Here is an 11937-nt window from a genome sequence, read left to right on the forward strand (position 1 = left end):
CCTCGCCAAGTGGAGATGACATGCATCGCAGGTAAGCGCCTAAAAGACAGGCGCTAAATGCTCATATCAAGGGAGGAAAAATAATGAAACAAGGAAAAAAGCTGTCATGGAAAAATTTTCCCATCAGTATCCTGCTGGCGGTCAGCGCACTCATCTGTATCGTGCCGTTCTGGCTGGTGCTGGTCAGCTCTCTGACGCCGGAGGCCGATATCATATCATACGGGTATTCCCTGATTCCGAGGCGGATCGATTTTACGGCATATAAAATCCTACTGGCGGACGCGGGAAGAATATTAAATGGATATAAGATTTCAATTTTTGTCACTGTGGTGGGAACGGTTTTAAGTGTTGCGGTGATTACACTGGCGGCATACCCCATCTCACAGGATCGCGTGAAGTATCACAGGGCTCTTAATTTCTTTGTACTGTTTACCATGCTGTTTAACGGAGGAATGGTACCGTGGTTTATCGTCTGCCGGAATATGCTTCACTTGAAAGATTCCGTATGGGCCCTGATTCTGCCGTATCTGGCCAACGCCTGGTATATTTTCCTGACAAGAAACTACTATCGGAGCATTCCTGCTGAGCTGGTGGAGTCTGCGAAAATCGACGGAGCGTCAGAATACCGGATTTTCTTCCAGATCATTCTGCCGCTGGCGAAACCGGTTATCGCCACAATCAGCTTATTTATCAGTCTGAACTATTGGAATGACTGGTGGCTGGGGATCATGCTGATCGACAATACGGATTTACAGCCGCTGCAGCTGCTCCTCCGGACGATTACCTCCAATATCCAGTTTTTGAGTTCTTCCTCCAATGTCAACGCGATTACACAGGCGGCGGGGAGTATTCCGTCGGAGGGAATCAAGATGGCGACCTGTATCGCTACGATCGGTCCCATTATTCTGGTCTATCCGTTTGTACAGAAGTACTTTGTAAAAGGTATTATGGTAGGGGCTGTTAAAGGGTGATGCCTCCGTCAGGAGCATCACCGCAAAATGATACAGATGTTTTTGCAATGCGCAACAAAAAAATATATAATAATCAAAAGGAGAGAGGTACAATGAAAAAAAGAACAGGTACAAAGGCATTATCGATTGCACTGGCCGCTGCGCTGTGCATGACGGGACTTGCGGGATGTGGTTCCAAAACACAGGAGACACAGGGAAGCACCGCAGCAAAGACAGAGGCGGGAGACGCTTCTGCGGAGTTAAAACCGGTGACACTGAAGCTGTGGTCCTGCAGCGATAAGTATCAGGCACAGGATGAGGTGCTGGCAAAATTCTGTGAAACGTATAAAGACAAATTGAATATTGAGAAGATAGAGTTCAATTACGTACCGTTTGGCGATTACGAGGATAAGATGATATCCCTGGTTGCAGGCGGAGATGATTTCGACGGAATGTATGTTTCTGACTGGATGCTCTATAATAAGATGTCCAACAAGGGCGGTCTGATGCCGTTAAATGATTTCATGCAGCAGTATGCGCCGTCACTCTATGCGACGTATCAGGAAAATGGTTCCATGACCGCATGCAGCATCGACGGCCAGCTGGTGGCTATGCCGTGGACGAAAAAGAAGAGCTCCAAAGCCATCCTTCTTTATCGGAAGGACCTGGCGGATCAGTACGGAGTCGATACCTCCAAACTTGAGACGATCGAGGATCTGGACGCCATGCTGACAGATGCCAAGGCAAAGGTTCCGGATATCACTATATTCGAATCGGGGTTTCCGAGAGGCAATACATACAGCGATGTGCTGGCGATTCTCCATGCAAAATATGAAATGGACAACATGAATTACCACACTCTGACATTTGATTTAAACAGCGAAAAGCCGGTGCTGGAGGCTGTGGAGGAGACGCCAATGTTTAAAGAGGCAGTCACCTGGATGAATAAGTGGTATAACGAAGGCATCGTATCCAAAAATGAACTTTCTGAGACCGATACGAAGATGTTTGAGAACGGCAAGACATTTGCAAAGGTAGGGCTTCATGAGACTGCCACGCAGGGAGTTGTATTTAACATTCCGAATGCAGAATTAGGGTATGCGGAACTTTATACGGACGGAAAGTACCGCTATGATTCTCCGTTAAACAACGCATTTGCAGTCAACAAGAATGCGGCTAATCCGGAACGTCTTCTGATGCTCCTGGAACTGTTAAACACGGATGAGGCTGCATATGATTTATTCATGTATGGAATTGAAGGTGAAACATACGTAAAAGGCGAAGACGGCTCCATCCAGTATCCGGAAGGACAGGAGGCGACAAATTCTACATTCCTCGGATGGTTCTGCTGGCCGTTTGTCAGAGGCCAGTTTGATAAGCCGTCAGGATTGATCACACCAAAGGCGCTGGAGATGGAAAATGAATGGCTTGAAAAGGACAGCCTTGTCGTATCTCCGCTGACAGGATTTAACCCTGACACCAGCAGCATCAAGACAGAGCTGGCACAGAGAGACCAGTTGTACGACGAGCAGGGCAAGCTGCTCCTGGCAGGCATTGTGGAAAACAATGATGTGGATGCGGCCATCAATAAGTATATCGAAAGCCAGAAGGCAGCAGGACTCGATAAGATCCTGGAATTCATGCAGGCGGAAGCAGATAAGATGATTGGGAAGTAAGCCGCGGGCAAAACGGAAACACAGATAAAAGGCGGAAGCGAAACGGGGACGATCAGTGATTGTCCGGTTTAACGCTTCCGCCATTTTACTGCAGAGAAGAAGAAAGGCATTCGTCTGTGAAATCATATCCCAGTCCATACCACATATGCGGTCCGTCGAAAGTGCGGTGGCGCACATGGCCGGCTTTGCCGAACAGGGAGTAGATTCTCTGGATTTTCTGGAACTGGCTGACGGGATCATCAATACCTTTTGGTCCGTTCAGCACATCCCGAAGACCATTTTCATAGAACGCGGGCCGGGGAGCGATGAGAGAGGCGATGTCACACAGGTCAAAATCACGCCACAGTCCGGGAACGAAATTGCAGGGACATAAATGGGTTTCCAGTATACTTTCTTTTGCGCTGTGTAAGTAACCGCTGATCACTGCAAGGCGGATTCGGTCGTCCATGGCGGCAAGCCACATGGTATAGAGACCGCCCCCGGAAAAACCACAGCAGCCCAGACTCTCTGAATCAATCGTGGGAAGTGTTTCTATATAATCGACGAGCCTCATCAGATCCCACAGGACGAGACCGGCAAAGGTAAGTCCCAGGGCTTCCGCGGTCATGGTCAGATTTTTACAGGAAGAGCCAAGAGGATTCGGCGGGGCATCACCGAGGAAGGCACGATCCTCCATGGAGACCGGCTCTAAGCGCTCCCCATATCCCGGCGGATCCGGACAGAATACAGTATAGCCCTTTTTGACCAGCTGAAGGCCGTAACTCTCTTTGGGAGCAGCCTCCAGTTTTTCCCTTACTCCGGGAGAGGTGAAAACGCCGGCCACACTTTCCTTGCTGGCGCCGTGGGCAGGAATGGCGATCATGGCCTTGTGAGGACGGGAATTCGAAAGTCCGTCTGGTACCAGCATGTAAAAAGGCATGAAAACCTCCGGAAGCGTCTGGATGCTCAGTTTATACCGGGTATATCCGTCCTCCTGGAAGGTGCTTAAAAGCTCCGGTTCCCTGCTGTACGGAGCAGAATCGGCGACAAACTGTTCCAGACGTGAAAGACCCAGCAATTCCCGGAGACGGTCTCTGGATTTGGCCTTCCAGATTAAAAAGGAAGGGGCATCCGGCGCGGTGCAGGCGTATTTGGGAGGGGCGGATTCATAGAACTGCCGAAAAAAATGTTTGTAAGAGTAAGTCATAATGATACCCCGCTTTCATAAAAATGATGTTCGTACTGCCAGTTTCATTATAAAAGAAGATTGGGGAGGATGAAAGTATAAAAACAGGGGATGGCTGCCAGGATTAGTTTTTGTAACAGAAAGAAACAGGAAGACTCCTGAAAAATGTGCATGGAAACCTAAAAAAAGCGGCACTCAAATTTTCAGGATAGGGTTTATATTGACAGTAAAAAGAGAGAAGACAGTCAAAGGAGAGATGATATGGAAACATTTTATTCAGTAAAAGATTTTGGCGCGGCGGGAGACGGAAAGAGTCTGGACACGGAAGCGATTCAGGCGGCAATTGACCGGTGCAGCCGGGAGAGCGGCGGATGCGTTCTTCTGGAAAAAGGAGAATTCGTCTCTGGCACATTGTATATGAAGTCGGGCGTCTATTTGATTGTGACGGCGTCGGCAAAGCTGACAGCAAGCGGTTCCATTGCCGCGTATGGGACGGACACTCATTACAACCGCTATGTCAATGAGCATGACATGGACCGCTGTTTTATCTACGCGGAGGAGGCGGAGAATTTCGGAATCATGGGGGAGGGGACTATCGACGGAAATGCGGAATGTTTTCCGAATGAAGGAAGTATTTACCGCCCCATGATGATTCGTTTCTTAAGATGCCGCAATGTGAAGCTGAAGGGGATAAAGCTCCATCAGGCCGCGGCATGGACAACCGCATTTCTGGACAGTGAAAACATCTGGGTGGAAGATTTGGAGATCTGCAACGACAAGAGATACAATGGAGACGGCCTCGATTTCGACGGATGCAGAAATGTCTTTGTGGCACGGTGCAGGATATCCGGTACGGATGACAATCTCTGCCTTCAGGCGGGCAGCAGGGAGTACCCCGTGGAAAACGTCCATATTTCGGACTGCCATTTTACCTCCATCTGTGCGGGAATCAGGATCGGCCTCAAATCCATCGGGGATATCAGAAATGTGACGGTCTCCGGCTGTACCTTCCAGAATGTATGGCGGGAGGGGATTAAGATCGAGTGCACCGAGGGCGGAAATATCTCGGATATCTGCATTCAGGGAAATACCATGCACAATGTGAGCAGACCTGTCTTCATCCTGCTGAACAACCGAATGGAGGAAATAGGTTCCTCTGTGGAACTGAAGGAAATGCCGGAAATCGGAACACTTAAGCGGGTAACCATTTCCGGGCTGATTGCAAGGGATGACGAAGAAATGGAAAAGATTCATTACCGTTTCCAGGACGATGTTATGGGGAGACCGGAATTTGGAGGAATCCGGGTGGATGCGAATAAGGATCATCCGATTGAAAATCTGGTGTTCCAGAATATCGACTATACGGCGATCGGAGGAGTGCGGCTGGCTGATATCCCGGAGGGATATCCGGAAGTACCGGACTATATGGCGAAGAATGATACGGATCATAGTACGGGCCAGAGGACAGAGAATAAAACTGACTATACGGCGGAGAAAAAGCCGGATACAGGAAAAACAGAAGCTGCAGTGAGTGAAAACTATTATCCGGACTGGAGCCGGACCACCCATCTGGATATTCGGAATGTGAAGAATCTCATTCTGGCGCAGGTGATGGTTTCCACGGTGCACGAGGATGAACGGCCGAAGTATCTGGTGGAAGGATGTAAATGTCTGAAGGAAGAAATTTATGATTTGGATTAAGCCTGGCTCTGGTTTTGAATACAAAAATAGCCGGCCGGCTGAAATTTGGTCAACTGACTGGCTATATACCAGGTGAAAGAAAAAGTCTTCCATCCATATTTATTCAATTATCGTCTATTTTATTGCTCCATTTGGACGAAAACTCCGTAATTGGACGAAACACTATGATTCCATAGCGTCCTTCCGCACATAAAAGCTTCAAATTCGGTGTGGCAGGCAAGAAGCACCTGAAGCATATACTTGATAAACGGCGTGGGGTCATTCTGTTCCTCGTGCCATCCTGCATCAACTCGTTCCAGAACACCATAATAGGCATCCCTGGTTTCCTTAATCTTCTTTTCAACACTGATGTACTTGCCCACTTCATAGCCATTCTGGCAGAAGAGCAGCAAGGTGAGCAGCCGGCTCATTCTGCCATTGCCATCATTAAATGGGTGGATACAAAGAAAGTCGCAGATAAAAGTGGGAATCAGAATGAGAGGGTCAATAACTTCCATGGCCAATGTCTGGCAATAGCTTTCACAGATGGCCTCAATCGCTGGTTCTGTTTCATATGGAGCCAGTGGAATAAAGCGTGTCACTACGGTTTCCTGGTATGGTCGTATCATTCGTTAACTGTTTGATTCGTGTGCTTGTTGATCGATTTCCAGGTTTATCAGCGCCTGCTGCCGGAACGCCGCATATTTCTCGGCGAGATTCTGAAGCGGTGCTTTCCCGGCGGCATCGGTCCACAGGGTTATCTTGATATCCATTCCTTTGGCCTTCTTTTTTGTTGTCCAGATTCCGATCACCTCTCCGCGGTATACAACCGCCCCCGGATTGGTCACCAGCTTCCAGATCTGCTTCTGAAGCGCTTTATCGGGTTGGAGGACCGCGCGGTCACGCTGGTCCAGGTAAGGATCGTGCCCTCCGAGCAGCAGGAGATCCCTCTGCAAATCTCCCGGGTGATTCCCGGTAAAAGAGGCCGGAGCAAAGAGGCGTTCCCTGTCCTCTGACAGGATAAATGCCTTTTTTCCGAAGACTGTGACAGGCTCCATTTCTTCTGAAATGGTGTTCCAAATACGCCGCCCCTGTTTGCCGGAGCAGCCCAGCCAGCCTGCAAACATATCGGCGGTCGCTGGTCCATAGCAATGTAAGTATTTTCGGACCAGCTTTTTTTGGGCATCACGATCCGGGGGGAGAGGGCTGCCTGTCCAGTTTTTAAATGAGGTAAACGTCGGGCTGATCCCGTCCCGTTTACCGAATACGACGAGTCCGCAAAACGCACACGGCCGAAGAAGAAAGGAGACAACGGCTCCGCCGACGGTCTGGACATCGGGGCTGCCGTACATGGAGGGCTGATTCCACAGCTCCCGTTTTTGGACGGGAATCAGAGGCGTCATCCACCCGGCCAGAGTCTGATCGAGGGAACTCTTGCTGACAATGACGTGATCGTCCAGCTGCGGAATTACCTGTTTCAGCATCTCGAGCAGACTGTCAAAATCCATCTCCAGGAAATCGAGGGCCAGAGCAATTCCCTGCGTGTAAATCCATGGCTCCGGTTCAGCCGGTATGAGCGCAGACAGAAAAGTGCCGCTCTCCGTAACCGGAAACACGACCGGCGTGCCCCGGTAGCTCCATGCCTGCAGGAGTGTTTTCTGTTCATACAGCAGGTGTTCCATATCCGATAAGGTACAGTCCGGCGCCCGGTTAAAGAGGGCGGTTTCCCATGCTCCGGGCGGCGTATTCTGCATACCGCACGCGCCGGCCAGCCTGTCTGCCTCCGATTTCGGGTACACAGCATCCAGATGATGGGAGCGGAGCCTGAAAATTCTGATCTGTTCAATACTTGGTTCTGTCATGGCGGTTTTTCCTTTCCTTCCTATATCCTTATTTTACTTTAGGAGGATAGAAAACGCAATAGGAGGACAAAAGTCGTCATTAGAGCCTGCCAGTGAGCTGTAACCAGTGAAGAATGAAGGAAAAAATGTATAAAAAGTGTACTCAATCGTTAAAAAATGCAGTTTCATTTTCCTCTTCCTTCTGCTATTTTAATGATGAACCCAATGTTACACAAAAGCGGTGAACTCCCGGCGGAGGTTTTGGGCCGGAGCCGCAAAACAGGATGAGAACAGGAGAGAATAGTATGATAAGTCTGCAGGATAACGCCTGGATTGATGAGGCGGTAGAAAAAATGATGAAAAAGATGGATCTGGTCAGTGAGCGGTCAAGGAACAAGATTCCCTACACGGCCATAAATGGTGTTCATGATGACAGAAGCAGGGAAGATCAGACCTTTTCGGCGGATGACGGAATAAACTGGTGGTGCAACGGATTCTGGGCGGGCATGCTCTGGCAGATGTACCATGCGGCGGGAGATGAGAAGTATGCAAAAATCGCCCGGCTTTCGGAGGAGAAGCTGGACCGGTGCTTCAGCGATTATTACGGGCTGCATCATGACGTCGGCTTCATGTTCCTGCCGAGCGCAGTGGCGGATTACCGTCTGACAGGAAACCCGGATTCGAGGAGACGGGGGCTGCATGCTGCAAATCTCCTGGCAGGCCGTTTCAATCCGGTGGGGAAATTTATCCGTGCCTGGAATGACATTCCGGGCAGCCAGGATGATACGAGGGGATGGGCGATTATTGACTGCTTATTTAATATTCCGCTGCTGTACTGGGCCAGTGAAGAAACGAAGGATCCAAGGTTTGAGCAGATAGCCAAAATGCACGCAGATACGGTTATGGAAACGTTTGTGAGACCGGATGGCTCGGTACGCCACATTGTGGAATTCGATCCGTTTACAGGGGAAATGGTGCGGGATTACGGCGGCCAGGGATATGGCCAGGGATCTTCCTGGACGAGAGGACAGACGTGGGGATTGTACGGCTTCCTCATGAGCTACCGCCATACCGGAAAGCAGGAATACTTAGATACCGCGAAACGGATTGCCCATTATTTTATCGCCAATATACCCGAAGACGCCCTGATTCCGGTGGATTTCAGGCAGCCGGCAACGCCTTTGTGGTATGACGATACGGCCGCTGCGATCGCGGCCTGCGGCCTGCTGGAGATTGCAAAAGAAGTGGGAGACTTAGAAAAAGAGCTGTACGAGAGGGCCGCCCTTAAGCTTCTGCATGCATTATGCCGGGAACACTGTGATTTCAGCATGGACAGTGACTGCTTCCTGACCAAATGCACCGGTTCCTATCATAATGAAAAGGATCATGAAATGCCTATTATTTACGGAGATTATTTCTTTATAGAGGCAATGCTTAAACTAAAGGGGCAGGACGTATTTCTGTGGTAACAGGAGAGGAAAAGCAGATGGAAAAAATAGCGGAAGGCATTTATAAGATAACGTATCAGAAACCGGAACCATTTACGCCCGTTTCCATGAGGAAAAGTAAGATGGCGGACGGCGCGCTTAAACGGTTAGAAAATGGGAGGAAAGACGGTGCCGCAGCTCTGCCGTTTGAAGAAACAGAAATTCAGTTTGAACAGACAGCGCGCGGGATTACGGTGACGCTTCCCATGAAGACGGATGAAGACATCTATGGGTTTGGGCTTCAGCTGTTGAGTCTCAATGCGGCAGGAAGAAAGCGGTACATTAAGGTGAATTCTGATCCCAGGATGGATACGGGAGAGAGCCATGCACCGGCTCCGTTTTACGTCTCGACGGCAGGATACGGGCTGTTGGTGGATACATATCGGTACGCCACCTTTTATATGGGGACGAATACGGAAAAAGGGGCATCTGCAGGGAAACGGGAGGTAAATATTCCGCATCAGGAATTCAGTGAATCTGCGCTGTACGCGTTTAAGCGGGCCAGGGAAGAACGGAAGGTCATCATTGAGATTCCGGCAGCGGGCGGTATCGATCTGTATTTCTTTGCAGGAAACGTGAAGGAAGCCGTGATGCGGTACAACCTGTTTTCGGGAGGCGGCTGTCTGCCGCCCATGTGGGGGCTCGGTATGTGGTACCGGGTGTACGGAGGCAGCGATGAGAACCATGTGAAGAAGCTGGCGAAGGGCTTCAGAGAGAATCAAATGCCGGTGGATGTAATTGGAATCGAACCGGGCTGGCACTCGCACTCGTATTCCTGCACGTATGAGTGGGGATATCTCTTTCCCAATCATCAGGAAATGGTGGACACCTTAAACCGGGATGGATATCATGTGAATCTCTGGGAACATATTTTTGTCTATCCGGCTGCGCCGTTTTATGAGAAGCTGCTGGATTACAGCGGGAATTATGAGGTATGGAACGGTCTGGTGCCGGATTTTGCGACGGAAGAGGCACAGAATATATTTGCAGGCTGGCACGAAGAGCAGTTTATCCGAAATGGAATAGCCGGATTTAAGCTGGACGAATGTGATAATTCGGATTTTAATCCCTCTAACTGGTCCTTCCCGGATTCCACAAAATTTCCTTCCGGCATGGATGGGGAACAGATGCACAATGCGGTAGGGGTGCTGTATCAGGAACTGATTTTCCGGGCGTTTAAGAACAGAGGCATCCGGACACTGTCTTCCGTCCGCTCTTCCGGGGCGCTCGCGGCACCGCTTCCGTTTGTCCTGTATTCTGATTTATACGGACACCGGGAATTTATCAGAGGAATGGTTACTGCCTCTTTTTCAGGGATGCTGTGGGCGCCCGAGGTGAGGGACTGTGCAAATGGAAAAGATCTGTTAAGAAGAATCGAGACGATCGTATTTTCTCCCCAGGCGTTATTAAACTGCTGGAGAATCCCGAATCCGCCGTGGGAACAGGTCTGTATAGAGAAGAATCTGCAAAATGAGGCGATGGAAGAACGGGGGTTTTACATGGCTGCCTGCCGGAAACTGTTCGAGCTGCGAATGTCACTGCTTCCGTACTTATACAGCGCTTTTGCGGAATATCACGAGCTTGGAATACCGCCTGTCCGGGCCATGGCGATTGAGGACCCGGAGGATTATGAGGCACATAACATCGATGATCAGTATTTCTTTGGAAAGGACCTTCTGGTGTGTCCGCTGACTCTGGAAGATGGAGATTCGAGAGAGGTATATCTGCCTGGCGGGCTGTGGTATGGCTTTTTTGATGGTCAGCCCTATGAGGGCGGCCGGAGATTTACCGTACAGGCAAAGGAGGAGGAGATTCCTGTATTTGTGAGAGATGGCGCCATAGTTCCCACGGCAGAACCGGTTCTCTGCGTCAGAGAAGATACGGTGTTTGAGATGACGATTCGTTCCTATGGACGGAAAGAGGGGGAGTATACCCTGTATGAAGACGACTTTACTTCTTTTCGGTATGAAAATGAGGGAATGAGAAAAGTGGTGATACGGCGGGACGGAGATGGTAAGATAGAAATTGCAGGTGGGGAGAACAGCCTGCGGTACCGGTTTCGGATAGAAAGGAGAGAGACGCCGTGATAGACAAATTAAAACCAATAAAAATCCTGGTCTCTATACCGGCCGGAGAGATGCGGGACAGCTTTTTTTCGGAGGCGCTGAGTGCACGTCTGGAGCAATTGGGCTGTGTGGAGTGGAATACGAATACGGAGCAGTTCAGCGAAGAAGAACTGGCAGAAAACCTGAGCGGAGTCGATATCTGTATCAGCGGCTGGGGAAATACGCCTTTTTATGAGAAGACATTGAAATATGCGGACAAACTGAAGCTGATCGCCCATATCGGCGGATCCGTGCGTCCCATGGTGGGAGACGCGGCATTTGAGAGGGGGATCCGGGTCTGCAGCGGCAACCGGGTCTTCGCGGAGAGTGTGGCAGAAGGCGTTCTCACTTATATGCTCTGTTCCCTGAGGAAAATTGGAGAGTATGAGGCCCGCATGGCGGCCGGTGAATGGCCTTCCCTCATCGGAACGAGAGGACTTTTGGGCCGCAGCGTGGGTCTGGTGGGATATGGGATGATCGCGGAGTATCTCGTGAAGTTTCTAAAGCCCTTCGGATGCAGGATCCTGATTTCATCCCGTCATATTTCTGAGGAAGAACTTGCGGAAGCGGGAATTGAGGCGGCGTCAGCGGAAGAAATCTTCCGAACCTGTGATATCATCTCGCTCCACAACAGTCTGACAATGAGGATGAAGCACAGCATAGGGGCAGAGCTGTTAAACAGCATGAAAGACGGCGCGCTGCTGGTCAATACGGCGCGCGGTGCGCTGATCGATGAGGAGGCGCTGGTCTCTGTGCTGAGAGAGAGACCGGTATGGGCGGCGCTTGACGTATATGAAACAGAGCCGCTTCCCATGGATTCTCCGCTTCGGGATTGCGAGAGAGTCCTTTTGATGCCTCACGCAGCGGGGCCTACGGCAGACAGAAGGTACGCAGTTACCAGCTATGTGCTTGATGACATGGAACGGTTCCTGAACGGGGAAAATCTGGACTGCGAGATCGACTTTGCGAGAGCGGGGACGATGACGACAGTTGTGTAGAGATTATTGGAAGAAGGATTCAGGCAGAGCTTGAT

Annotated in this window: 8 protein-coding genes and 1 pseudogene; 6 read left to right on the forward strand and 3 right to left on the reverse strand. The window is 50.1% G+C overall.

The genetic code is table 11. From position 1 onward, the window contains the following. The first annotated feature begins 83 nt into the window (after positions 1 to 83). Both NE473_RS10790 and NE473_RS10795 read left to right on the forward strand, forming a co-directional pair. Positions 84 to 971 (forward strand): carbohydrate ABC transporter permease, encoded by an 888-nt coding sequence (locus NE473_RS10790; RefSeq protein ID WP_022033132.1) that lies wholly within the window; start codon positions 84 to 86, stop codon positions 969 to 971. 92 nt (positions 972 to 1063) lie between these two features. Continuing rightward, positions 1064 to 2626: an extracellular solute-binding protein gene (locus tag NE473_RS10795; RefSeq protein WP_242866092.1), complete on the forward strand. Its 1563-nt coding sequence runs from the start codon at positions 1064 to 1066 to the stop codon at positions 2624 to 2626. 85 nt (positions 2627 to 2711) lie between these two features. Here NE473_RS10795 and NE473_RS10800 read toward each other — a convergent pair whose 3' ends face one another. Further along, positions 2712 to 3812 (reverse strand): alpha/beta hydrolase family protein, encoded by a 1101-nt coding sequence (locus tag NE473_RS10800; protein ID WP_055649676.1) that lies wholly within the window; start codon positions 3810 to 3812, stop codon positions 2712 to 2714. 240 nt (positions 3813 to 4052) lie between these two features. On the opposite strand from NE473_RS10800, the gene NE473_RS10805 reads away from it, so the two are divergent. Further along, complete coding sequence (locus NE473_RS10805) at positions 4053 to 5492, forward strand: glycoside hydrolase family 28 protein (protein ID WP_055649677.1); 1440 nt, start codon at positions 4053 to 4055, stop codon at positions 5490 to 5492. A gap of 197 nt (positions 5493 to 5689) precedes the next feature. Here NE473_RS10805 and NE473_RS10810 read toward each other — a convergent pair. Beyond that, positions 5690 to 6079, reverse strand: a pseudogene (locus NE473_RS10810) (Fic family protein); the annotation flags it as partial. A gap of 24 nt (positions 6080 to 6103) precedes the next feature. Further along, positions 6104 to 7333, reverse strand: coding sequence for a winged helix DNA-binding domain-containing protein (locus NE473_RS10815; RefSeq protein ID WP_055649678.1), 1230 nt, complete (start codon positions 7331 to 7333; stop codon positions 6104 to 6106). Between the two features lie 284 nt (positions 7334 to 7617). On the opposite strand from NE473_RS10815, the gene NE473_RS10820 reads away from it, so the two are divergent. Genes NE473_RS10820 through NE473_RS10830 form a run of 3 tightly spaced genes read left to right on the forward strand, consistent with a single transcriptional unit; the run spans position 7618 to position 11902 of the window. Further along, complete coding sequence (locus tag NE473_RS10820; protein WP_055649679.1) at positions 7618 to 8781, forward strand: glycoside hydrolase family 88 protein; 1164 nt, start codon at positions 7618 to 7620, stop codon at positions 8779 to 8781. A gap of 17 nt (positions 8782 to 8798) precedes the next feature. Further along, positions 8799 to 10886 carry a TIM-barrel domain-containing protein gene (locus NE473_RS10825; protein ID WP_055649719.1) on the forward strand — a complete coding sequence of 696 codons (2088 nt, stop codon included), beginning with the start codon at positions 8799 to 8801 and terminating at the stop codon, positions 10884 to 10886. Further along, complete coding sequence (locus tag NE473_RS10830) at positions 10883 to 11902, forward strand: hydroxyacid dehydrogenase (RefSeq protein ID WP_055649680.1); 1020 nt, start codon at positions 10883 to 10885, stop codon at positions 11900 to 11902. Before NE473_RS10825 ends, NE473_RS10830 begins: the two co-directional genes overlap by 4 nt. The last annotated feature ends 35 nt before the right edge of the window (positions 11903 to 11937 follow it).

It is taken from the genome of Hungatella sp. SL.1.14 (assembly GCF_024460495.1).
Taxonomy (GTDB): domain Bacteria; phylum Bacillota; class Clostridia; order Lachnospirales; family Lachnospiraceae; genus Hungatella; species Hungatella hathewayi.